The 24420-nt window shown below is 62.1% G+C and carries 19 protein-coding genes; 12 read left to right on the forward strand and 7 right to left on the reverse strand.

Annotated elements, in window-relative coordinates; all coding sequences use genetic code 11:
• Positions 1 to 789: ThuA domain-containing protein (locus tag NG895_RS19180; RefSeq protein WP_252854143.1), on the forward strand; the 789-nt coding region annotated here is incomplete at its 5' end.
• Positions 790 to 801: 12 nt separating this feature from the next.
• Here NG895_RS19180 and nadA read toward each other — a convergent pair.
• Positions 802 to 1932 (reverse strand): quinolinate synthase NadA, encoded by a 1131-nt coding sequence (nadA, locus tag NG895_RS19185; protein ID WP_252854144.1) that lies wholly within the window; start codon positions 1930 to 1932, stop codon positions 802 to 804.
• 224 nt (positions 1933 to 2156) lie between these two features.
• Here nadA and NG895_RS19190 point away from each other — a divergent pair, with 224 nt between their 5' ends.
• A complete protein-coding gene (locus tag NG895_RS19190; RefSeq protein ID WP_252854145.1) occupies positions 2157 to 3029 on the forward strand; it encodes a FliM/FliN family flagellar motor switch protein in 873 nt (290 codons plus the stop codon).
• A gap of 13 nt (positions 3030 to 3042) precedes the next feature.
• Here the strand turns inward: NG895_RS19190 and NG895_RS19195 are convergent, their stop codons facing one another.
• Both NG895_RS19195 and NG895_RS19200 read right to left on the reverse strand, forming a co-directional pair.
• Entirely contained in the window at positions 3043 to 3825 is a 783-nt protein-coding gene (locus NG895_RS19195) for a hypothetical protein (protein ID WP_252854146.1), read from the reverse strand.
• Between the two features lie 259 nt (positions 3826 to 4084).
• Complete coding sequence (locus tag NG895_RS19200; protein WP_252854147.1) at positions 4085 to 4573, reverse strand: hypothetical protein; 489 nt, start codon at positions 4571 to 4573, stop codon at positions 4085 to 4087.
• A gap of 1118 nt (positions 4574 to 5691) precedes the next feature.
• On the opposite strand from NG895_RS19200, the gene NG895_RS19205 reads away from it, so the two are divergent.
• From NG895_RS19205 to NG895_RS19235, 7 genes are all read left to right on the forward strand, one after another.
• A complete protein-coding gene (locus tag NG895_RS19205; protein ID WP_252854148.1) occupies positions 5692 to 7983 on the forward strand; it encodes an outer membrane protein assembly factor BamB family protein in 2292 nt (763 codons plus the stop codon).
• A 142-nt stretch (positions 7984 to 8125) separates the two neighbouring features.
• Positions 8126 to 9814, forward strand: a complete 1689-nt coding sequence (locus NG895_RS19210; protein ID WP_252854149.1) for an outer membrane protein assembly factor BamB family protein — start codon at positions 8126 to 8128, stop codon at positions 9812 to 9814.
• A 143-nt stretch (positions 9815 to 9957) separates the two neighbouring features.
• Positions 9958 to 10377 carry a hypothetical protein gene (locus NG895_RS19215; protein WP_252854150.1) on the forward strand — a complete coding sequence of 140 codons (420 nt, stop codon included), beginning with the start codon at positions 9958 to 9960 and terminating at the stop codon, positions 10375 to 10377.
• A 78-nt stretch (positions 10378 to 10455) separates the two neighbouring features.
• On the forward strand, positions 10456 to 10827 hold the full coding sequence (locus NG895_RS19220; protein WP_252854151.1) for a response regulator: 372 nt from the start codon (positions 10456 to 10458) through the stop codon (positions 10825 to 10827).
• Between the two features lie 25 nt (positions 10828 to 10852).
• Entirely contained in the window at positions 10853 to 11473 is a 621-nt protein-coding gene (locus NG895_RS19225) for a hypothetical protein (RefSeq protein ID WP_252854152.1), read from the forward strand.
• 50 nt (positions 11474 to 11523) lie between these two features.
• The gene (locus NG895_RS19230; protein WP_252854153.1) at positions 11524 to 12780 is read left to right on the forward strand and encodes an outer membrane protein assembly factor BamB family protein; all 1257 of its coding nucleotides are present in this window, start codon (positions 11524 to 11526) and stop codon (positions 12778 to 12780) included.
• A 50-nt stretch (positions 12781 to 12830) separates the two neighbouring features.
• Positions 12831 to 13862, forward strand: a complete 1032-nt coding sequence (locus NG895_RS19235; RefSeq protein ID WP_252854154.1) for an SMP-30/gluconolactonase/LRE family protein — start codon at positions 12831 to 12833, stop codon at positions 13860 to 13862.
• Between the two features lie 222 nt (positions 13863 to 14084).
• Here NG895_RS19235 and NG895_RS19240 read toward each other — a convergent pair whose 3' ends face one another.
• Entirely contained in the window at positions 14085 to 15398 is a 1314-nt protein-coding gene (locus NG895_RS19240) for a hypothetical protein (protein WP_252854155.1), read from the reverse strand.
• Positions 15399 to 15666: 268 nt separating this feature from the next.
• Here NG895_RS19240 and NG895_RS19245 point away from each other — a divergent pair, with 268 nt between their 5' ends.
• Positions 15667 to 16737 carry a DUF1570 domain-containing protein gene (locus NG895_RS19245; protein WP_252854156.1) on the forward strand — a complete coding sequence of 357 codons (1071 nt, stop codon included), beginning with the start codon at positions 15667 to 15669 and terminating at the stop codon, positions 16735 to 16737.
• A 108-nt stretch (positions 16738 to 16845) separates the two neighbouring features.
• Here the strand turns inward: NG895_RS19245 and NG895_RS19250 are convergent, their stop codons facing one another.
• Positions 16846 to 18741, reverse strand: a complete 1896-nt coding sequence (locus NG895_RS19250; RefSeq protein ID WP_252854157.1) for a tetratricopeptide repeat protein — start codon at positions 18739 to 18741, stop codon at positions 16846 to 16848.
• Between the two features lie 202 nt (positions 18742 to 18943).
• Between NG895_RS19250 and ychF the strand changes: the two genes are divergently transcribed.
• Positions 18944 to 20035, forward strand: a complete 1092-nt coding sequence (ychF, locus tag NG895_RS19255) for a redox-regulated ATPase YchF (protein ID WP_252854158.1) — start codon at positions 18944 to 18946, stop codon at positions 20033 to 20035.
• 22 nt (positions 20036 to 20057) lie between these two features.
• On the opposite strand, the gene NG895_RS19260 is transcribed toward ychF, so the two are convergent.
• Positions 20058 to 20327, reverse strand: coding sequence for a putative signal transducing protein (locus tag NG895_RS19260; RefSeq protein ID WP_252854159.1), 270 nt, complete (start codon positions 20325 to 20327; stop codon positions 20058 to 20060).
• Between the two features lie 176 nt (positions 20328 to 20503).
• Between NG895_RS19260 and NG895_RS19265 the strand changes: the two genes are divergently transcribed.
• Entirely contained in the window at positions 20504 to 21934 is a 1431-nt protein-coding gene (locus NG895_RS19265) for a bifunctional folylpolyglutamate synthase/dihydrofolate synthase (protein WP_252854160.1), read from the forward strand.
• 70 nt (positions 21935 to 22004) lie between these two features.
• Here the strand turns inward: NG895_RS19265 and NG895_RS19270 are convergent, their stop codons facing one another.
• Positions 22005 to 24317 (reverse strand): alkaline phosphatase D family protein, encoded by a 2313-nt coding sequence (locus NG895_RS19270; protein ID WP_252854161.1) that lies wholly within the window; start codon positions 24315 to 24317, stop codon positions 22005 to 22007.
• Positions 24318 to 24420: the final 103 nt, after the last annotated feature.

The following is a 24420-nucleotide window of genomic DNA, read 5'->3' on the forward strand; positions in this document are numbered from 1 at the left end:
GGTGACAACGAATATGGCTCGGAAAAGTCGATGGAACTGATCGGTTCGATTCTGGAGTCGACCGGCGACTTCCGCGTGACGGTGCTCAAATCGGTAGACGAACAGGGACGCTACGACCGCCATGGGCATTCGATCCCCGGACTACGGGCACTGCGGGACGCGGACCTTGCCGTGTTCTTCATGCGGTTCCGCGCGCTGCCCACGGCACAGACCGAGGAGATTGAGCGTTACGCGAAGAGCGGCCGGCCGATGATTGGGCTAAGGACCACGACGCACGCCTTTAAGTACGAATCGGGTCCGCTGGTTCGGCTTAACGACGGCTTTGGCGATGACTGGTTCGGCCAGAAGTGGATCGCCCACTACGGGCATGGAACCACCTCGACCGCGAAGGTGGAATCGACTGCCACCGAACACCCTATCCTGCGCGGAGTGGATGACGAGTTCGACCTGCAGTCGTGGCTGTACATCATGAACACCAGTAAAGAGCACCTGCCCGATGATTGCGAGGTACTCATCAGCGGCCGCGCGATTCGTGACCAGGACGGCCAACCAGAAACGTTTGGCGAGGTGCAACCACTGGCGTGGACCCGGGAACTGGCTACGCGCGAAGGCAACGCACAGCGCGTGTTCTACACCAGCTTGGGGCACCCACGCGACTTTTTGCATGGGTCGGCGCGGAAGCTACTGGTGAACGCCATCTACTGGGGACTTGGGAGGGAAGATGCGATCCCCAATACCGGCGCCGAGGTGCCCATGCCGGAGGGTTATGAGCCGGAAAATCCGAAGTAGCGGAAAGTATAGCTACTTCACCTCCAACATCCGCTCCAGCGCCACCAGGCTCCACTTGGCGGTTTCGTCGTCCACCTCGATGAGGTTGGTCGGTGTGCCATCGAGGTAGTTCTCGAGGCTCCACGCCAGGTGCGCGAGGTCGATCCGGTACATCGTGGCGCACATGCAGACCACCGGCGAAAGGAAGTGGATCTCCTGCTCGGGGTGCTCCTCCTTCAGGCGGTTCACTAGATGCAACTCGGTACCGATGGCCCACTTCGAGCCGGGGGGGGCGGCCTCGACCGTCTTGATGATCTTGCCGGTCGAGCCGTACTCGTCGGCCAGTTCGAACACTTCCTGCGGGCACTCGGGATGCACCAGTATCTTGATGCCGGGGTGCTTCTCGCGGAACATCGCCACGTGCTCGGGGCGGAACATCTGGTGCACGCTGCAGTGGCCCTTCCAGAGGATGACCTTCGAGTTCTCGAGGGCCTGCTCGGTGTTACCGCCCAGTTCGCTGGCATACGGATCCCACACCGGCATCTGATCGTTCGTGATGTTCATTCCCAGCGCCGTGTTGCGACCCAGATGCTGGTCGGGGAAGAACATCACCCGTGAGGTTTTGGCGAAGGCCCACTCGATGGCCGCGTGGGCGTTGCTGCTGGTGCAGACGATGCCGCCGTGGCGACCGACGAACGCCTTGAGACTGGCAGCCGAGTTGATGTAGGTGACGGGCGTGATGTCCTGGGTGTCGATCACCTCGCCCAATTCGTCCCAGGCGTCTTCGATTTGTTCGATGGCGGCCATGTCGGCCATCGAGCAACCGGCCGCCATGTCGGGCAGGATCACGTCGACCCGCTCGCCACCCCGCTCGGCGAGCTTCTCCGGCCGATTGGCCAGGATGTCGGCAGTCTCGGCCATAAAGTGCACGCCGCAAAAGGCGATCACTCGGCAATCCTGGCTGTCGGCGGCCATTTGCGAAAGCAGGTAGCTATCGCCCCGCAGATCGGCCATTTCGATCACTTCGTCCTGCTGGTAGTGGTGACCCAGGATCAGCAGCCGGTCACCCAACTGCTGCTTGGCGGCCAAGATGCGCTGGCGCAGCTCGTCGTTGGACAGCGACTTGTAAGGCTTCAGTTCGTGCGCAAGGGCGGTGGTGGTCATGGATTCGCGGGCAGCAATGCGAAGGGTGGGGGGAATGAGAAAAGCGAAGCAACCCATTATAGGCCCTAGCGTCGCTAGCACCCAGCGGCCCGGCGGCGGGGATTGCGCAAAGTTTGCCGGCAATTCCCGCCGATAGAAATTCAAGTAGGAACCGCTGCGCACTGCTGAAAGGTGCAGCGCCCCGCGACACTCGTCTTCCGCCACTTGGTAACGATACTGCTAGCATGAGTGAACTGACGCCCGAACTGGTCGCCCAGATGCAGCCGGTCTGCGAGGAAAACGCAGAAGAAATCGCCGCTGCGCTGACCCGCGGTATTGATGCCGAAGTCACCGTGACGCTGGGCGAGCAGGACACCTACGACCGCGAGTCGCCGCCCGAAGGGTTCGCCGGCCCCGGGTTGCTGATGATGATGCAGTTTGGCGACGTGGCCATGGCCGCGGCCCTGCCAGAGACCTCGGGACTGACGCGGGGGTGGATGCACGAACCGGACATTACCGGCGAAGGCATGCTGAACACGCTGGCCCAAGAGCTGTCGATGCTGGTGGTGCCCGAGACCATGATGGCGGGCAAGTTTGGCGCATCGTGGGTGGACGACCTGTCGAAGTCGCTGGTCGATGGCGAGGTCGATGACGAGGCCACGCTATATCCGCTGGTGCTGACCGAGGCGGGCGGCACGCCGGTTCACCTGAGCATGATCTGGCCCTGCAGCCAGCCGGAGAAACTGCTACCGAAACCCAAACCGAAGGCCCCTGCCCCGGAGCCGAAAAAAGAGGAAGCCACCGCCCCGCCGCCACCGCCGAAGCGGCCTGGCAGCATGGAGGAACTTCCTCCCTACGCGCGGCACCTGCTGAAGATCTCGGTGCCTGTATCGGTGCAACTGGTGACCAAAAAGATGTCGGTGCAGGAACTGCTGGAACTGGCGCCGGGGGCAATGATCAGCTTCGAGAAGGCATGCGACGATGCGCTGGAGCTCACCGTGCGCGACAACGTGATCGCGCGGGGCACCACGGTGAAGGTGGGCGAGCGATTCGGCCTGGAAATCGAAGAGATGACCATGCCCGTCGAGCACTTCTGGACCGTACGCAAGAGCGGTTAGAGCGGCCGCGGGACTACCAACTCGGTAACAGGTCGGCGGCAGAAACCACGAAGCGGTCGCGTTTCTTGTCGATGGCGCGATTCAGCTTGGCCGTGAGCTTGGGGCCATCGAGCTGGTCTCGCATGACGTGCTTGAGACCGTCGCCCAGTTCCTCGGCCAGCTTGCCTTCAAGCTCGCCAAATCGCTGCAGCTGGAAGTCGTGGATATCGAGCCGCGAGGCCGTGACCCGCGGATCGATGGCCATGCCTTTGGGCCCCATCGCCACGCGGACTTCGCAGTCCACCACCAAGCGGAGCCGCGAACGGCCTTCGGCAGTGAGCGTGAGCAGATGGATGCCCCGGTTGTAGTGCCGCATCTGCGCCCAACCGTCCAGTTCGGCATCCATCACCAGCCGCAGCCCGACTCCGCCCCCTGCGAGGCTGTGCAGGTTCTCGACGGCGATGTGCAGCTTCTGCTGCGGATCGACAAACTTGATGCGGTACTGTTTCCAGGTACCGTGCGACACGGCCTTCTTGCGGCGATGCAGTTTGAGTTTGTAAATCGGTTCGTCGGTAGTGACGCCCACCGTGATACGTTTGGTTTGCCCCCACTCTTTCTTGCGAGCATACTGATGGGGAATCGCATCGCGAACAACACTTGCCAGCGTGTCGGCGAGCATCTTCTGCGTAGCCGTAACCTCGGGGGCCTGAGGGGGCGTTACCGGGGCGGCAGTCTCCTGCTGAGCATGACACGCCGACGTCCACCCTGCGAGTGCGACGCTGAGCGTGAGGATCAGTTTGCCGAAAGCAGAAGGCATAACAGATGGGGCGTTTGGTTAACTGGTCGCGGAAGCCAGGGCGTTCCGACTGTGGGGGTCTCTTCGAAATCAGTACGTGCGGTAAGTGTAGAAAGTTTGGGGTGCTGGCACCAATAGCAGACGATGGCTCCCTGCCCCCCCGAATCCCGGTCGCTGCCCCCTCCACCAACAAAAAGAACCTGCCCCGAGCCGGTGAAAGGCTCGGGACAGGTCCTGGAAAGGGGGAAATCGACCTCTTTACTTCACTGGTGCAGTGGTCTTAGCGAACGAAGCTCGTGCGGACCACGTCACGTTGACGACCAATGGCGGCGTTGGGGTCGGCCATCGGGCGAGGGGGCACTGGGCGGAAGCGAGCGTCCTTCGCTTCGACGGGGGCCGGGGCTTCGTCCATCTCGACCGGGGCGGGGGCTACCGAGCCACCGCAGCAGTCGTCGGCACATCCACCACAGCAGCCGTCGTTGCAGCCGCAGCTGGGCTCAGCACAGCAGCTAGGCTCGCAGCAACCGCAGCAACCCTTCGACTTCAGGCGACCGAACAGCTTGTCGAGGATGCAGCACTTCTTGCCACAGCAAGCGTCGCCACATCCACCACCGCAGCAGTCGTCAGCGGCACAGCAGCTGGGCTCGCCGCAGCAAGCGTCAGCAGCACAGCAGCTGGGTTCGCCACAGCACGAGTCAGCAGCACAGCAGCTGGGCTCGCAAACGTTGCAGCAACCACGGTTCTTGAACTTGCCCATCAGCTTGTCCAAGAGGCAGCACTTCCTGCCACAGCAAGCGTCGCCACATCCACCACAGCACGAGTCAGCAGCACAGCAGCTGGGCTCGCAGCAGCCGCAGCCACGCTTCTTGAACAGCTTGTCGAGAATGCAGCACTTCTTGCCACAGCAAGCGTCGCCACATCCACCACAGCAGTCGTCAGCAGCACAGCAGCTGGGTTCGCCACAGCACGAGTCAGCAGCACAGCAGCTGGGCTCGCAGCTGTCGCAGCAGCCACGGTGGCTCAGGCCACCAAACAACTTTTCGAGCAGGCAAGGCTTCTTGCAGCACGAGGTCGCACAACCGCAGTCGTCTGCACAACAGCTCGGTTCACAACCGCAGGACGGCTCACAGCCGCCACCACACAAGCCACCGGCAAAGCTGGGGCTCGCAAGGAGGGCGCCTAGCATGAGCGCTCCGAACAGGTTCCATTTCATCGAATAATTCTCCTATTCATGCGAGACCTCCCTTGGCCTGGCTTAGGGTTGAATCCTCGGCCGAGGACGGTAACCGAGCGCGACCAAGGTCCGCTTGATATCCGACGGCCGTTCCCCCGGTGTTCGGTTAGGGTGGGTCGCGGAGAGCCTTGGTGGCCGGTCCGCTCGTTACCGGGGAGTCAACTTGGGGCGAGCTTTGGCGTGGGGGGATCTTCACAGGGTCGCGTCAAATCCAGTCGAGCCAATCCTTGACTCGAAACAGTCCGGGCCGGCATTTGACGCACGTTCGCGGGGTGTCGCAGGGCTGAGCGCACGGCTCGTTTCCCGCGACATCCACAAATATCGGGCATGCTTGCGGTGACCCTTGAACGAACGCAAATGTTTTTGTGCGAATGGTTTAGGTCAACTGTCGCGCAAAGATTGCGGCCTCCGGAAGCTGTAGCGATTATGCGGCCTGGACATCCGAGACAGGGGTTCAATAATGGCCCCTGGGGCATGATTCTGCTATGTTTAATTCTCGTGAGCGTTGGCAACTACCAACCTCCCATGCTTGCTGGGCGGCTACAATGAGTCGTCTGACGGGCATGCCTTCCTACACCGCTCTGGTGCCCCGGCAGGAGACCTATATGCGCTGGCTTCGACGAAGTACTACCCTCGCCCTATTTAGTTTCATCATGGCTGCCTCCGCGGTGTCGGCTGCGGCGGATCCCCACGACTGGCCCATGTGGCGCGGTCCGCAACAAAACAACACCTCGCCCGCCACGAATATGCCGGCCGAGTGGGACCCCAGAGGGGGCGAAGGGAGCAATCTGCTGTGGGAGAGAGACGACCTCGGAGGTCGCTCCACGCCCATTGTGATGGATGGCAAGCTCTACACGATGGTCCGCAACAATCCCGGCACCGAGCTCGAAGGCGAGAAGGTGGTGTGCGTTGACGCGGCGACGGGCAAAACAATTTGGGAACATGAGTTCAATGTCTACCTGTCCGACGTACCCGACACCCGCGTTGGTTGGTCGAGCGTGGTCGGCGATCCGGAAACCGGCCGTGTCTACGCCCAGGGCGTGTGTGGCTATTTCTGCTGCCTGGATGGCGAGACGGGCAAGGTTGAGTGGGACCGCAGCCTGCACGAAGAGTACGGGCTGCTGAGCACCTATGGTGGCCGCACCAACTTCCCGCTGATCTACGAAGACACCGTGATCACCAGCGCCGTGGTCATCGGCTGGGGCGATACCCCGCAGTGGGGTCTGATGGCCAAACCGGCTCATCGCTTCATGGCCTTCGACAAGGCCACCGGCGAACTACGCTGGCTAAAGGGCACCAGCCTCATTCCGTACGATACCACCTACAGTGCGCCAGTGCTCACCAAGCTCAACGGAATCGACGCTTTGGTGTTTGGCTCGGGCGATGGCAAGGTGTGGGCCATGCAGGCCGGCACCGGTGTGCCGATCTGGAGCTACGAGTTCTCGGGCCGCGGCCTGAATGTCTCGCCCACCGTTACCGAGCATGGCCAGGTGATCACCGGCCAGAGCGAGGAAAACACCGTTGGCAATACAATGGGCGCCGTGGTGATGCTCGACGGCACCCTGCCGGGTGATTCGGCGGGTAAGGAAATCTGGAAGAATTACGAAGTCATGGCAGGCAAGACCTCGCCGCTGGTGATTGGCGACCGCATTTACGTTGTGGACGACCGGGCCAAGATGTTCGTGTTCGACCTGAATACCGGCGAGCAAATCGACAAGAAGCCACTGGGAACCGTGCAGCGGAGCACACCGCTGTACGCGGACGGCAAGCTGTACGTCTGCACAAACAACGGCCGCTGGTGGACGCTTAAGCCCACCGACGACGGGCTCGACGTTTTGCACCGCATGCGAATCAGTCGTCAGTCGAGCGACGGCTCGCCCATCATCGCTCAAGGCCGGATGTACGTGCCGATGTCCGATGCGTTGTACTGCATCGGCAATGAAGAGAGCATCGCGGCGGCCAAAGCCGCAGACCATACCTCACCAGCACCACCCGAAGACGAGCTCCTCTCAGAAGAGCCGGCTCACCTGCAGATGGTGCCCTACGATTCGATACTCAAGCCGGGTGAGACAAAGGACTTCCGTGTGCGGATCTACAACCCGCAACTGCGTTACCTTCGCGACGCGAAGCCCGGCGAAGTCGAGTACTCCGTCACCGGACCGGGAACCATCACCGCCGATGGCAGCTACACGGCCCCCGAAGATGCCGCACACCAGTGTAGCCTGATAACCTGCACGTTAGGCAACCTGAAGGGCGAAGCCCGGCTCCGCATCGTTCCTGAGTTGCCCTGGACCTTCGACTTCGAGGGCGTCGACGATGTACCGCTCACCTGGGTGGGTGGCCGTATTCGTTACGTGGTCCGCGAAGGCAAGGATGGCAACCACTACATCGCCAAGCCGACGGAGCTGCCCACCAAACCCGGCGCGCCGACCACCAAGCTCGGCACCCGCAGCCAGATGTGGATGGGCGATCCCGAGATGTCCGCCTACACCATCCAGGCCGACGTGCAAATGACCGTCGGTCAGCCCGGCGTGGAAGGCGCCACTGAAACGGATGTGCCAGAATTTCCCACCGAAAACGTCAGCGGAGCCAACGCCACCCTGCCTTCGATCGGGGTGATCAACAGTGGCTACAACTTCACGCTGTTCGGTCCCAACCAGGAAGTGCGGCTCTACAGTTGGTGCACCCACCCCGAGCGGACTCAGGACGCTAAGGAGATGAAGCTCGAACCGGGTAAGTGGTACACGCTCAAGCTGAAGGTCGTGCCCGAAGGCGACCACGCCCACGTGATGGGCAAGGTTTGGGAGCGCGGCACCGACGAGCCCGACGAGTGGACGCTCGAAGTCACCGACGAAGCGCCGAACCTTAATGGTGCGCCGGGCCTGTTCGGCGACTCCAAAGTGGCCGAGGCCTACGTCGACAACATCGAAGTTACCGAGAACTAATTGACTCCCCCTTCACCACAAAGTCACAAGGCCTGACGAAGCCATCGCGACGACCAGATTTCAACGACTGTCCGCAAGTCGCCGCCAGGTGCTGCTCAGGCCATGTGGTTCCAACTCCTAAACTTTGCCAAGGCAATTCAAGATGCATAAGGCTATCGTAACTCTGACTCTGTACGCGCTGGTTTCCGCTTCTGCAGTCTCTGCCCAGGAACTCACCAAGGACTGGCCGATGTGGGGCGGCGATCCGGCGCGGAACAACGTACCGGTCGGCAACAACATCCCCACCGAGTGGGAAGTCGGCGAGTTCGATCCCGAAACCGGCGAGTGGGACAGCTCCACGGCCGAAAATATCAAGTGGGTCGCACGCCTCGGCTCGCAGTCGTACGGCAACGCCGTGGTGGCTGGCGATCAAATCTACGTCGGCACCAACAACGGTGCGGGCCACCTGGAGCGCTATCCCGCCGACGTCGATCTGGGCGTGCTGCTAGCGTTCGATCGCGAGACGGGGGAACTTCGCTGGCAGCACTCCAGCGAGAAGCTGAAGACTGGCCGCGTGCACGACTGGCCCGAGCAAGGCATCTGCTGTGCTCCGTACGTCGAGGGCGATCGCCTGTGGTTCGTCACCAGCCGTGGCGAAGTTCGCTGCCTGGACGTCGAAGGCTTCCGCGACGGCGAGAACGACGGTCCCTACCAGGAAGAACCGGTAGAAGGCGAGAACGAAGCCGACGTGGTGTGGTCGCTGAACTTCATGGCCGCGCCTTACTATGTGAGCCAGCACAACATGTGCAGTTGCTCGATCACGGGCGTGGGCGACGTAATCTTCGTCAACACGTCGAACGGCCTGGACGAGTCGCACATCAATCTTCCTTCGCCGCAAGCACCGAGCTTCATGGCGGTCGACAAGAACACCGGCGAGGTGCTGTGGACCGACGACTCGCCCGCCACGAACATCCTGCACGGTCAGTGGTCGAGCCCCACGTACGGCGTGATCAACGGTCAGGAGCAGGTCATTTTCGGTGGTGGCGATGGCTGGGTGTACAGCTTCGACCCCCGGGGCGACGGCAACGGCAACAGCAAGCTGCTGTGGAAGTTCGACGCCAACCCCAAGGAGTCGGAATGGATTCTCGGCGGCCGCGGCACGCGTAACAACATTATTGCCACGCCGGTCATCTACGACGGGCTGGTCTACGTGGCCGTGGGCCAGGACCCCGAGCACCAGGAAGGCATCGGTCACCTGTGGTGCATCGATCCGAACAAGCGCGGCAACGTGAGCCCTGAGTTGGCGTTCAACTCGGCCGACCCCAACAAGGAGATCGAACACAAGCGAATCAAGGCCGTGGAGAAGGACGAGGGCGACTTTGTGCGTCCAAACCCGAACTCGGCCGCCGTGTGGCACTACAGCGAGCAGGACTCCAACGGCGATGGCGAGATCGATTACGAAGAGACCATGCACCGCAGTTGCGGCACCGTGGCCATCAAGGACGACATCCTGTACATCGCCGACTTCAGCGGTCTGCTGCACTGCCTGAACGCTAAGACCGGCGAGCGTTACTGGGTATACGACATGCTGGCCCAATGCTGGGGCTCGCCGCTGATCGTCGACGGCAAGGTCTACATCGGCGACGAGGATGGCCAGGTCGCCATCTTCCGTCATTCGTCCGACCCCAACGTGGCGATGGTCGACGACGGTGGCGAGATGCTGCCCTACTACGGCGAAATCGAGATGAACAATAGCGTTTACTCCACACCGATCGTGGCGAACAACATCCTCTACATCGCCAACCGCACGCACCTGTTCGCTATCGAAGAAGGTGCCGAGCCGGAGGAATAAGATTTCACGACGGAGCCACGGAACCAGCAACCACGAATCGGCGCTCATCAAATTGGTGATGGTGAGCGTCGATTCGCCTGCTGTGCCTGCTGGGTGCCCTGCGTAGCGCCGTGGTTGAAACACGACGCACGCAGAACAAGGACATGAACAAGCAACGCAAGGAGCTGTACATTGTCGGTGCGTGGGCCATAGTGCTCGCCGTTGTGCTAACGCTTATGTGTCTGCAAGCGATGCAGTTCAAGCGAACTCGCCGCGACATTGCGGCGTTGAAAAGCGCCGATGTGGTCGATCTGGTTGTCTACGACCACTCTTCCCGATACGGCACGCCTCGGCGCGTGACCGACACCGCCAAGATCGCGGGAGTCCTCAAAAGCTTGCAGGCAGGAACCAGGTACCATTCCAGTCACGATCCACACAATGACTTCGAACGATCCGTGATTCTCGAACCACAACAACTGGAGCTGCGGGTATACCAGCGCCCTGGGGACGAGAAAGCCGTTGTTGTTAGCCTGAGCGGTGGGGATGTTCGCTGTCCCAATCCGGCGGTGTGGAAAAAGCTGTAAACGGCCTGCACGATGAAGTATCCTTGGTACACGCCCCCGCATCCTCTTTCTGTGGTTCACTAACCTTCCAGAGACCTGATGAAACGCATTCTCGACATTGGCAATTGCGGTCCCGATCATGCCGGGATCACTCGATTCTTCAAGCAGCATTTCGATTGCGAAGTGGCACAGGCCGATCGGGCGGACGATGCGCTCGCGAAGCTCAAAGCACAGCCGTTCGACCTGGTGGTGGTGAATCGCAAGCTCGACATCGATTACTCCGATGGCCTGGAGGTGATCCGCGAAATCAAATCGACGCCCGAACTGGCCGATGTTCCGGTGATGATGATTACCAACTATGCCGAACACCAGAACGCGGCCGTGGCCGCCGGCGCCGTGCGGGGCTTCGGCAAGCTGGAGTTTCACGACCCCCAAACGCTCGAGCGAGTGCAAGCGGTACTCGCCAGCTAGAAACCGGTCCGCCCCGGAGAGTCGCATGCTAAGAATTCTGATCCTCGCCTTGCTCGTCTGCCCTGCCCTGCCGGCCGCTGAACCGAAAGGTCCGAACGCGGACGTGCTCGAGATCGCATACAGCTACAAAGATGGTGGCACGTACCAGTGGAAAGGTTCCGGCGTGCCCGAGGAACTCTGCTTCGCCGGCGAGCAGATTCTGCCGAAGGGCGAGGGCACCTTCTGCTGTGGCTACACCCTGTCGGTGGTGTTCAAAGCTGCCGAGCGGCGTGGATTGCTGGAAGAGAAGTCGATCGACGACATCCGCCAGCTCCACAAATTCTGGTACGGCAACAGCGAAGCCAGCAAGGAAACCTTGGTGCAGTACGCCCTGGAGCAATTGAAACTGGGCCAGGCCATCGAGCTTGACGACGCCCAGCCGGGCGACTTCGCGCAATTCTGGCGTTCCAATAAGTCGGGACACAGTGTCGTGTTTTTGGAATGGGTGGTCGATCAAGGGCAGCGAATTGGCGTGAAGTATCGCAGTTCGCAAAAATTGACCGATGGAATTGGCGATCGAGTCGAGTATTTCAGTGACGCGGACGGCCGGCATGGTAAAATCGACCGCGATCGCTTTTATATCGTCCGGCTGAACAAGCCCAAGTAGCCGACGAGGCACGCCTCGTCCGACGTCCACTTCAACCCGGTCAACTTGCCATGTCTCGCCTACTAGTCACCTGCCTCTTCTCCGCCCTGTTCACTACCGCCACGCTGACCTCCACTTGCGCCCTGGCCAACTGGCCCGAGTGGCGTGGGGCCGAAGGCAACATGGTGGCCCCACCCGGCGATTATCCTGTGGAGATCGGCCCCGAGACGAATTGCCTGTGGCAGGTCGACCTCGGCGGCGAAGGAGCATCGACGCCTGTGGTGTGGGGCGACTCGATTTTCGTTTCGCTCACCGCCGATGGACAGGACACCGCCGCCAGCTACGACCTTTCGGGCAAAGAGCGCTGGCGACTCGAACTAGGAGAGGCGCGACAAGGCAAGAATCGCGCGGCCACCGGCAGCAACTCCTCGCCGGTGACCGATGGCGAACATGTGGTGTTCTACTTCAAGAGCGGCCTGGTGGTGTGCCTCACCACCGATGGCCAGGAACTCTGGCGGCTCAACCTGCAAGAAAAGTACGGCCCCGACACACTGTGGTGGGACCTTGGCACCTCGCCGGTGCTGACGTCGGCCGGTGTGTGCATCGCCGTAATGCAGGAGGGAGATTCCTACCTGGTAACGCTCGACCTGGACAACGGCAAAGAAGTCTGGAAAACCAAACGGCAATACACGCGCCCCCGCGAGTCGGATCAGGCCTACACCACGCCGGCCGTGCTGGAGATCGATGGCCAGGAGACGATCGTCACGTTCGGCGCCGACCACCTCACTGGTCATGATGCCAAGACCGGTAAACTGCTGTGGGAACGCAGCGGCTTCAACCCAGACGACAAAGGCATGTGGCGCGTCATCGCCTCGGCCACCATCGCCGACGGGGTGGCCGTAGTGCCGTTCGGGCGGACGGAGTTCCTCACAGCGGTTCCACTCTCCGAATCGGGCGAGGCGAAGTGGCTCAAGCGCGGCGTCGGTGCCGATGTTCCTTCGCCCGTAGTCGCCGACGGCAAAGTGTTCGTGCTGGGCGACAAAGGCGAAGTGTCGTGCCTCGACCTGGAGTCGGGCGACGTGATCTGGGAGGACCGCCTGCCCCGCAGCAATGTAAAGTATTACAGCTCGCCGCTATTGGCTGGCGGCAACCTTTACTGCCTGCGGCAAGACGGCACGTTGTTTGTTATTTCGGCTGGCGACCAGTTCGAGCTCGTCGCCGAGAACGAACTGGGCGACGAATCAGTCGCCACACCCATCCCGGTGGACGGCACGCTGTTGGTCCGTACACGACACAAACTGTTCCGCTTCGGCACGGGCGCCCAGTAGCCACTATGTCTCCTCTGAATCCGCTCTCCTCTCCTTGAATCGATAGACCCATGAATCAGCGCGCTCTCAACCTATCGCTCCTACTACTCTCGATCTCGCTGCCGCTGCAGGCGCAAACGACCATCGACCCTATCGAAACGCTGGGTGAGATTGAGATTCTCGATCCAGCGGCCGAGGCACTGGTGGATCCGGACGCCAAGATCGAACGCCTGGCTACCGGTTTCCACTGGAGCGAAGGACCGGTTTGGATTGCCGAGGGAGGATTCCTGGTCTTCTCGGACGTGCCGCGGAACACCGTGTTCAAGTGGCAGGACGATGAGGGGCTGAGCATCTACCTCAAACCGTCGGGCTATACGCAGAGCGCGTCGCGCGAAGGCGAGTCGGGATCGAACGGCCTGGCCGTCGACAACCAGGGCCGACTCATCCTGTGCCAGCATGGCGATCACCGGGTGGCTCGCATGGACGCCCCCACCACGGCGGCCGAGCCGAAGTTCATCACCATCGCCGCCGAGTACCAGGGTAAAGAATTCAACAGCCCGAACGACCTGGCGATTCACTCGTCGGGCGCTATCTACTTCACCGATCCGCCGTATGGGCGCATCGGCGCGTTCAAGAACACCGACCGCCCGCTCGACTATCAGGGCGTATACCGCGTGATGCCGGGCGAAGAACCAACACTGCTGACCAAGAAGCTCCGCGCCCCCAACGGCATTGCCCTCTCGCCCGACGAAAAGACGCTGTACGTCGCCCAGTCGGACAGCAGCAACCTGATCTACATGGCGTACAACGTGCTGGACGATGGCTCAATCGACGAAGGCCGGGTGCTGCTCGACGTGACCGAACTCGGCAAGCAGCGTCCAGGAAGCTGCGACGGTCTGAAAGTCGACACGGCCGGCAACCTGTTCGCCACCGGCCCAGGCGGCGTGCTGGTCATCTCGCCCGAGGGCAAGCACTTGGCCACCATCCGCACGGGCGACAAGATCGCCAATTGCGGCTTTGGCGAAGACGGTCACACGCTCTACATGACCTCGAACCACGACCTGTGCCGCGTGCGGGTGAAAGCGAAGGGGATGGGGTTCTAGAGCTCTGTGCAAGGAGAATTAGTCGCGGATCGGCGTGGATTTTAGCGGATCATCGCGAATCAGATTCAACCTTAAGAGGACTTTCCACGCTCGCGTCGATCATCATGGAGACTTGATGCCCTTAGAGCTCTCGGACGCTCGTCAGAATCAGCGTAGATCCGCTCCAATCCGCGCAGATCCGCGTCTGATTTTCTCTGAAGTGAATGTCGCTTTGCTTCTTAATTACGGCAGCTTGATTCCCTCCAGCTGGTATTCGTAGTCCCGTTCGACGATCGACACCGGCGATTCGTACACCCAGCTCAGGCCGTCGATGCCTTCGGGCAGGTCGAACAGGTAGGCGATACCGACTTCGGTGGCAGTTTGCTTGGTGGTTTCAAAGCCCGCGTGGTCGATGGGTTCGCCGTCGTCGCCCACCAGGTAGGTGATGTTGTTGAACACCCAGCCGCGGTGCGAGGCCAGTGCGCCGTTATCGTTTTCCAGCTCCAGATTCATGTGCACTTCCCAGATGGGACCGTTCTGCACCACCCGCTCGAGCGTCACCTTCACACCGCCGAGCGTCTTGACGATGGGCTCTTTACTTTTCAGATCGTCGAAACGGAACTTCTCCCGCTTACCCGGCACAAGGGCCGTGATCTTGCCGCCCAGCAGCATGATCTCTTCCACCGAACGATCGGGCAGCTCAAACGGCACCGTAATGGTCGACGCACAGGTGCCCTCCTGCACTTCGATGTTGAACACCTGCTGCTCCTGCGCCGGAGCAAGCCGCTCGCCGTCGGGAGTGATGGCGTCCAGGCGGGTCATTTGCTGCGTAAGCGCGATGGGTCGCAGGCGTGGTTCCCAGCCAATTTCCAGATCGAGCCGCAGCGCCTGATTCGACGGGTTTCGCATCCCCCGGGTGGCGCTGACCTCGATTACTTCGAACCGGAACGGCCCGCTGTAGCAGGCGCGGCCGAAACGTTGCCCTTCGCCTTCGCCGCGAGCCACCAGGGCCAGGGCGTCCTCGCCGGCGTAGGCGTACTGGCTGAGCTGGGCCTGGTCCATGACTTGATCCATCACCGACCAGAAGGGTTCGTTCTCCACCTTCATGATGATCTGCGGGCTGGCCGCCACGGCGTCGGGTTCGCGGTTGTCGACAATCTTGTTGCCGGTGAGCTCTTCCAGCTTCTTGATCACGTCCGCCAATGGCCAATTGATCGCCTCGAGCGAGACTTTCGACGCCTCGATGGCCTGAGCGGCCAGGCGTTGCTCGACCATCTTGCGGATGGTCGACAACCGCTCGCGAACCGCTGGGGGCATGCTGTCGTTGGGCTTGGGCAGCACCGCCAGGAACTTCTCGGGCCCCACGCCTTCGACGTCCACCAGATTCAGCAGGTTCTGCTCGGCAATGTCACGTTCCGAGATGGTATCGGCGTCCAGCAGAGCGACCAGCTCTTCGATCTGCGCGGTCAACTGCTCGTCGTCGGCGCGAACGGAAGTCATGGCACTGACGACCACTCCCAAGAGCACCAGGTACCAAACACTTTTTCGTAGCGACATTGTTCCGTTCCTCACTCGTCGTTGGTCAAACGCCCTGCTAGGAACGAACGAATTCGAGGCGGAAGCGGCCTGCGCAAAAGCCTGGGCAATCGTCGGTACCAGAAGTTCAGCTTGACGGGGGAGTTGTTCGAAGGCGACGTGTTGCGTTTTCGCCTCATGATCCGCTCTTCGCATTTTAAGCGGGTTGCCGGGAAAAGTCTCGCCTGTTTTGCAAGGTAAGCTTTAGGGTCGCCAGTTGCCCGTATTTCTCACCGAATCCAGCCAAGCCATGATTCGAATCTGCTTGCCGCTCGTTGTTCTGGCCATGCTCACCTCCTCGATGGCCGCGGCCCAGGACTTCATGTTCTCCGCCAAGTACAATGGCGACGAGCTCGAAGGGCGGCCGCTGCTCTGGACCGACCAGCAGATGCTGATCCTCGCCCGTGACGGGGCGCTGCACACGGTCGATCCCCGCCAGGCGGAAGAGGCTCGCAAGACGGCGCCGCGTTTCCAGGGATACACGACCAGCGAAATGCGCAGCGCCCTGTACGACGAGTTTGGCAGAGCGAAGACCGTTACCTCCACGGGACACTACCTAGTGGTGCACCGACCCGGCGAAAGCGACGCCTGGGCCACGCGGTTCGAAGAGCTCTACCGGTCGTTTCAGAACTACTTTCGCGTCCGCGGGTTCAAGCTGCACCGTCCCAAGTACCCGCTGGTGGCCGTGATCTACGATTCGGAGCAGGAGTACCACGAAGCGGCCCGTAAGACCGGCGCCGAGTTGCAACCCAACACGCTGGGGCACTACGACCCCACGTCGAACCGCGTGCTGATGTTCGATCGCGTTGGCAATCACGATCGCGATTGGGGCATCACCGCCAACACCATCGTCCACGAGGCCACCCACCAGATGGCCTTCAACACCGGGTTGCACAGCCGCACGGCCACCACGCCGCAATGGGTGGTCGAAGGACTGGCCACGATGTTCGAAGCCCGTGGCGTGTACCAGAGCGGCGCGGGCGACACTCGGCGGGATCGCATTAACCAGGGGCGGCTGGACGACTACTTCCACTTTGTCGATTCGGCGACTGGCAAACTGACGCTGGGCGAACTGGTCGCCAGCGACACGCCGTTTCGCACCTCGTCCCAGCGGGCCTACGCCGAAGCGTGGGCGCTGACGTTCTTCCTGAGCGAGACCCGCCCCCGTGAGTACGAACAGTACCTGAAGCTGACGGCCGCGAGGAAGCCGCTGAGCGAGTACGAGCCCGTGGAGCGAGTACGCGATTTTCAAAGCGTGTTTGGCAACGACCTGACCATGTTGGAATCGAACTTCCGCACGTGGATGAACGAACTGCGGTAGCGGGCCAAGGTCGGCGCGACCGCGGGCGATTTCTGCGCAGCGATAAGCGTTCGGGTGTGGGGCTGGCGGAGTTCGTCCCCAGGCACCTGGTCGCGTTCTACACGCGGGTTAGAAGTCGATGCTTCTGCGTGGCGCGGGCGTGCTGCCGGAGGGTTTTTCCAGCTCGCGGTGATCGTCCTTGGCGGGCGTTTCCTCCGCTCCTTCTCGCTCGCCGGCGTCTTGCTCCTGGCGTTCGCGGATGGTCTCGCCCCGCTCGTAGTGCGCCAGTTCCTCCTTGAGCTGCTCCACGTTCTCAGGATCGTCCAGTTCGATGCCTTTCTGCACCCACTCCTTGGCCTTTTCGAAGTCGCCGACTTCAGCGTGCGCCGCGGCTAGCGTGCTGAGAATGTGGGCGGCCTGGAACTCGGAGAGCTCGCACGCCTTGGTGGCTAGTTCCACGGCCCGTTGGCCGTCGCGAAGTTCGTCTTCGGGACTCGTGGCGAGCGTCCAGGCCAAGTTGTTCAGCACGCCATAATCGTCCGGTGCCAGCTCCATGGCCTTTTCGTAGTCGGCAATCGCCTCGGCGTGCTTGCCGATGTTCAGGTAGGAGTCGCCTCGGTAGCGATACAGGATGGCTTCATCCGGTTGGGCTTCAATGGCACGGTCGAGGGCCTCGATCGCCCGGCGGGGCATTTCCAGTTGCAGGGCGTACAACGCGATCTGCAGGTCAAGATCGGCTCGGTCTTGCGTGGCATTGGCCAGCTCCTCCAGTTGCCCCAAAGCTAGCTTCATCTTGCCCATCATTTCATAGGCGCGCGCCTTCAGCAGAATGGCGGGCGGAAAATTTGGACGCAGCTCGAGCACTCGCTCGGCGTCGGCCAGGCCTTCTTCCGCCTGGTCGTTGCGCAGATGGAAGTCGGCCCGCAGCAGGTAACCGAGCTCGTTCGATTCGGCGCGGTCGATGGCCTTGGACGCCTGATCAATGGCCTGTTCCATGTCGCCAAGTTTGCTATGCATCTCGGCCCGTTGCAGGTAGGGCATGGGCGACTCGGGGTTGATCTCGCCAGCGCGATCGAACGCCTTGAAGGCCTCTTCGGTTTCCCCCTGCTCTCGCAGCACCAAGCCGCGAAGTTCATGGGCGGTGTAATCGTCGCTGGAAAGCTCGATCGCCTTGTCGACGTCGGCCAGCGCTTCATCCAACTGCTTGGTGGCCAGGTGGTGGCGGACTCGCAGCAGCAGATAGCTTCCGTTATCGGGATCGGCCTCGATGGCGCCGGTGATGTCGGCCAGTTGCTCGTCAGGGTCCTCCTGCAATGTCGCCCGCCGGGCGTGGGCTTCGGCCTTGAGCTTGGCATCGGCATCTTCCAGGTCGATTACCTTGGTGTAGGCCTGGTTGGCAGCCTTCGGGTCGCCCCCGGGCATCTGATGCAGGCGCCCGATCAACACCCAGGCCGAGACTTCCGACGGATCGAGCTTCACGGCGTTGGAGAGATCCGACAGCGCGATCAACCGCAACTGCGCCCAACGGGGATCCTGCTGAGCACCGGCGCCGCGGGGTTGCTCCAGCAGCACGGCGGCCAGCCCCTGGCCGCGCTCCATCAGGGTCGAAGCGAGCATCTGCTTGGCGAAGGCCTCGTTCTCTTCGTCGAGCCCCTTCTTCATGGCCGAGGCCAGCAATTGGATGACGTCGTTCATTTGCTTGCCGTCCGAGGCGGTTAGCTTGAGCTGGGTGGCCTTGTCCAGATCGGCCTGTCCGGGACTGGGCTCGTCGTTGTCCGACTCGCCCTCTGCTGCCGAACCGTCTTCAGCCTGCTCGTCGGGCATTGCCTGTTCGTCTTCTTCCCCCGGTTCGCCAGTGGCAGGTGGGTCGAGCGATGGGGTCTCGGGCAGTTCGGCTTCCGGCTTGGCTTCCTCGGCCGGCGACGAAGAACTGGCGACGGCCGTTTCGTCGGCCATGGCGGTTCTCGTGGCGAGGCTCAAGGGCGAGAGCAACAACAGCAGTAGCAGGACTTCGAGGCGAGACATCACCGGATACTCCAGTTTTGTGGCACGGGCCGACGTGGGCACGAATCGGGGGGAAGGACAGTTCATTATGGCGGGTGACCTCAACGCTGGCTATCCGCTTTTGTCGGCCACACTGCCAACTGGTGGGGCAAAGCTATATACTGCGACTTTTTCCCAGGTCTGCCCCGCGCGGACTGTCCCCCACCCCAGAGGATTCCCCGCCATGGAGGCAGGCATCGTAGGCCTACCGAACGTCGGCAAAAGCACCCTGTTCAACGCGTTGACGGCTGCCGGCATTGCTAGCGAGAACTACCCGTTCTGCACCATCGAACCGAATGTCGGCGCGGTGCCGGTGCCCGATTCGCGGCTGGCCACTATTCAGAAGTACATCCAGACGCAGAAAGTTATTCCGGCCGTCCTGCAGTTGGTGGACATTGCCGGAATTGTCCGCGGGGCAAGCGAGGGCGAGGGCCTGGGCAACAAATTCCTTTCGCATATCCGCAACGTGGATGCCATCGTCCACGTCGTGCGGTGCTTCGAAGACGACGACATCACCCATGTCGACGGTTCGGTCGACCCCATCCGTGACATCGAAACCATCGACACCGAGTTGATGCTGGCCGATCTGGAGTCGGTGACCAATTCGCTCGACAAGGCACGCCGCACTGCCCGTTCGGGCGACAAGGACGCCAAGCGGCGGGTCGAACTGCTCGAGGTGTGTAAGACTGTGCTGGACGATGGCAATCCCGTCCGCTCGCTGAACCCCGAGGATCCGACGCTCCGCAAGGAGATCAACGGGCTGCAGCTCTTGACCAGCAAGCGGGTGCTGTATGTGGCCAACATCGAAGAGGACGACCTGGAGGGCACCGGCCAGCACGTCCAGCGGGTGCGCGAACGTGCTACCCAGGAGGGGGGCGAGGTGGTACCCGTTTGCGCGCGGCTCGAGGCTGAGCTGGCGGAACTGGACGCCGAAGATCAGCAGGAGATGCTCGAAAGCGTGGGGCTCGCCGAACCGGCGCTCGCCGTGCTGGCCCGCGCAGCGTACAAGCTATTGGGCCTGGAAAGCTACTTCACGGCCGGCGAGAAGGAAATTCGCGCCTGGACCATCCCGATCGGTGCCACGGCGCCGCAAGCGGCCGGTGTGATTCACACCGACTTCGAACGGGGCTTCATTCGCGCCGAGGTCTACGCAGTGGACGAACTGGTGCAGTACGAGAGCGAAAAGGCCATTCGCGAAGCGGGCAAGCTTCGTGTCGAGGGCAAAGATTACGTCATGCAGGATGGCGACGTCTGTCACTTCCTGTTTAACGTCTAAGCTGGGGAGCCAGCCACGGTGGCTACTCTTCGGGCTCGCCCACGTCCACTTGCGACCAGTCGACGTCGGTACCGTGCTCTTCGATCAGTTGAATGAGCGTGAGCGCCCGGGGAGCGTCGTGATTGGCGACCAGGACTTCCACCTCGCCCATGGCCTCGGGCATAACGGTGGCCGACTCGGAATTGCCCGTCATCGCTTTGATTCCGGCCCGTTCCAGAGCGGCGACAATGGGGGCGGCCTCCATGACGGAGTGGGCAGAAGTAACGCAGCAAAGATCGTCGGACTCGGACACGGCCTGGCGCTCCTGAACAGAGGACAATAACAACACACGCTGGATAGCTCCATCGTACCTGCAACTCGCGTCGGCACCAAGTTGTCTGCGGACATTGGCAAGCAAGTTCGGCCGACTGGTCGCAAGAACTCCAGGTCGTCCGGTCGCCCCGCTGGCCAACCGTCAACCAACCTGCCATGCTGAATCGACCTGAAACCAGCCACCAGTGGAGTAACCCCAGCATGAAACTCGTCGGCACCGACCATGCCACCACCGGCGAGCCACGTCGTGATGCCGCGGCCGAGTGGCTGCTGGGACGCATTAACTACGAACGCACCCAGGTCGTGCCGTACGGCGAGCGGCAACTGAAGCTCGACCGCATGCGACAGTTCGTCACCGCGTTGGGCAGCCCCGACACAGCGGCACCCATCATCCACATCGCCGGCACCAAGGGCAAAGGCTCCACGGCCGCTATGGTGGCTGCCATGCTCACGTCGGCCGGTTACCGCACGGGGGTGTTCAGCTCGCCCCACCTCGAGCGACTGGAAGAGCGGTTTGCCATCGATGGCGTGCCCGCCACGGGCGAGCAACTGGCCGAACTGGTCGATACGGTTCGCCCCGTGGTCGAGGAGTTCGATCGCCGCGCGGCCGCCGCGGGCGAGGATGGGCTGACGTTCTTCGACATCACCACGGCCATCGCCCTGGTGCACTTCGCCCAGCAGCAATGCACGGCCATGGTGCTGGAGGTGGGTCTTGGCGGTCGGCTCGACTCGACCAACGTCTGCCTGCCGGCGGTAAGCGTGATCACCACCATCAGCTTCGACCACACCAAGCAGCTCGGCAACACGCTGGCCAGCATCGCCGGCGAGAAGGCGGGCATCATCAAGTCGGGCGTTCCCGTGGTGTCGGGCGTGGTGCCGGCCGAGCCACGCGATGTAATCGCCAACGTGGCGCTCGAGCACGGCTGCCGAATGATCGAGCTCGGTCGCGAATTCGACTATCGCTACCATCCCTCCAAGAAGGGCGATTCGCTCGACTACCTGGTCAAAGGACAGTCGAACCTCGCCGAGGTGAAGCTCGCCCTTACCGGCGAGCACCAGGCCGCCAACGCCGCGGTGTCGCTGGCCGTGATCGAAGAACTCGCCCGCCAAGGCTGGCAAATTCCGGAGTCCGCCCGCCGCCAGGCACTCGGCAGCGTACAAGTGCCCGGGCGCGTGGAACTGCTGCCCGGCAAACCGGTCACCGTGCTCGACACGGCCCACAACGCCGCGAGTGCCGCGGCGCTGGCTGCCACGCTGGCCGTGCGGTGCGAAGTGCCGCGGACACTGGTGGTCTCCTGCAGCAAGGACAAGGACTTCGCCGCCATAGCCGGGGCGCTGGCGCCCGTATTCGAGCGCGTGCTCATCACCGAGTATCAGACGAACCCTCGCGTCGTGCCGGCCGAGCAACTGGCCGAAGTATTCCGCCAGGCTGCGCCGCAGGTCGCCATCGAAATCGTGAAGTCGCCACATGAAGCCTGGCACCGGGCAAACCAGGTGACTCCCGCCGACGGGCTGATCTGCATCACCGGCTCGTTCTTCCTCGCGGCGGAGCTGAGACCCATAGTGCTCTCTGAACGCAAGTCGTAGCTGGATTCGCAAGAATTCAGGCTGCTGAGTCACTGCTTCCGAGTTCTTGCGAATCCGGCTACCGCAATCCCTACGCAATCACATTCTCCCCGCCATTCTCGCGCTGGTGAATCACCACCGGCCAGCCCGGGAATTGGTTGTCCGCGTTGCCATCGGTCGCGTCGATGAGGAACTTGAACGACTCGCACTTGTAGGTCTTCGCCTGGGTGTCGATCGTCACCAGGCCGAAGCCGCTGCCCTTCTGGTGCGCCAGCTCATAGCGGTTGCGTTTGCGACCGACCTCGGGATTGCCCACTGCGTATACGTAGGCCAGGTTGCCGAAGGCGTCGACAAACTCGCCCGTGTTCGGCAGGCCATGCTGGGGACGATGCTCGTGCGGCATCTCCATTTCGTCGGGCCGCCACCAGCGGGGATAGCCCACCGCGATGGCCGGCGTGCAGAACGACCACGGGCCGTCCCGCTGCTCGTCCACACCGTACTGCACCATGGTTGTCAGGTGCTGGTCGCCGTTGATGTGCAGCGGCATGCCGGGCTTCATCAGTTCGATCGCACGATTGCGGGCCGTGTGAGGCCAGCCACCACAGTCGAGGTCGCCATACAAGAATCCGTTATACGCGCCATGATGCGTGGCAACGCCAGCGAACACCGTCTGGCTGAACACTACCTTTAAGCGATGACCGTCCCAGTTCTTGGCCCACTGCTCGAGGAACTCCTCCTGCCGCTCGCCCAGCAACACTAGCTCCGGTCCATCGAGCTGCTTGGGGTCGATGTCGCCGCTAGTGATGTGATCGGCGCGCCCCGGCCCGGTGTCGACCCGCGTTGGCGCGCTCTTCCACTGGCGGTCGGCCAGGATGGCGAAGCCCACGTCGCCGTACACCAGGTCGGTGTAATAAACGCTGATGTCCTGCTGGCACGGCTTGGGGTCCCAAGCATCGGGGTGGTGGCTCGTGCAGGTGCGATGCACGACGTTCACCATCCGGGCCGGTTGGGCGTAGCCGCCGGTGTCGCTCGCGCTGCCGCGGCCCATTGGCGCGCCACCTTCGCCCCAGATGTTGCCCTGGAACACATCGTGGTCGTCGGGAATCACCACGGTGGGCCGGTCGCGCATCACCTCGCCAAATGCCCAGCCGAACTGGTAGTACTTCCGCAGGTAGTTCAACATCGCCCGATCGGCTGGCCGCCGGACGATGCCGTAGCCGCCGTGGTTCTCATAGAGCTGATCGCCCGAGAAGTAGAGCATGTCGGGATCGAGCTTGGCCACATTTTCGGCCACCGGCGCGTAGGGAAACGCGTAGTCGTTCTGGCACGTCAGCGCGCCCAGTCGCAGCGGCCGGCCCGAGGGGTTCGCGCGGATCGTGCCGCCGCGAGTCAAAATGGTCTGTGAGCCATCGGTATGCCTCTCGCGGTAGCTGAGCTTGTAGGGCGTGTCGACCGATGCATCCCAGCCGGGAATCTTGAACGTGGCGGTCCAGGCGTCCGTGTCGAGCGTCGCCTGGTGGTCGACCCACTCGTTCTGTTGCATGCACGACAATTCGACCGTCTGGTTGTCCCCTTCGCCTAAGGGGCCGGTGAGCGCGGTGAACTTCAGGATAAATCCGTCGGCCGTCCGCGAGTCGTTCAAGGTGTACATCGACCACAATAGCGGTCCGAACCGATGTTCGTGCGAGACGGTAAACGCGTCGCCGGTGGCTTCCCAATTCTCGAAACGGTAGAGCGAGCCTTGCTTCGGACCAGTGGCGGCGTCGAAATTCGACACCACGGCCACGTTGCCCAACAGGCGATCGCCGGCCACGGTGCGCTCGACGCTACCGACCTGCTTGTTGTCGTTGTCGAAGGCCGTTAGCGTCAGGTGGTACTTCCTGCCACTCGGCTCGCCAGTCAGCACCAGCTTCAGGTCCGAGGTGTCGGTGCCCGCAGCCAGCTTGCTCTTCGACTGGCCGATCACCAGCTCTTCGCCCACCACACCACACGGAATGCCACCCTTGGCGAACGAGTTGCTTTTGACCTCGTTGAGATCGCTACGAATGCCCACGCGGAAGCCGGCGCCGGAAGGTTTGGGCCCGGCGTCGAGTTCTTTCACCTGCACCGCCATCCGCAGTTTGCCTTCGGGGTTGGTAAATTGATGGGTCAGGAGGTGCACGTTGCGATCGCCACCACGGGCACTGCACTCGATGCCACCATCCGCGACGCGCCAGTCCTCCATCGGATTAGCCCAGTAGGCCGCGCCCAACCACACGCGATCGTGCGTCTTGCCCCACGAGCAGCGGCCGCTCGCCTCGGCTACGCGGTCGTCGACCCGCACGGTGGCCGACACCCTGACGCTGCTGGAAGCCGCCACGGTGCCGAGAACTTTCAGTGCCGATCGCCTGGAAAACGAAGTCATCAATTACTCCTCGAAGGTTGGTTGCCGCACAGACGCGTCGCGATCACGGATACTGCTACTTTATAAGTGCACCTGGCGGCGATATTTGTCACACTTCTCGCGG

This window comes from Aeoliella straminimaris, assembly GCF_024054565.1.
In the GTDB taxonomy this organism is placed as follows: domain Bacteria; phylum Planctomycetota; class Planctomycetia; order Pirellulales; family Lacipirellulaceae; genus Aeoliella; species Aeoliella straminimaris.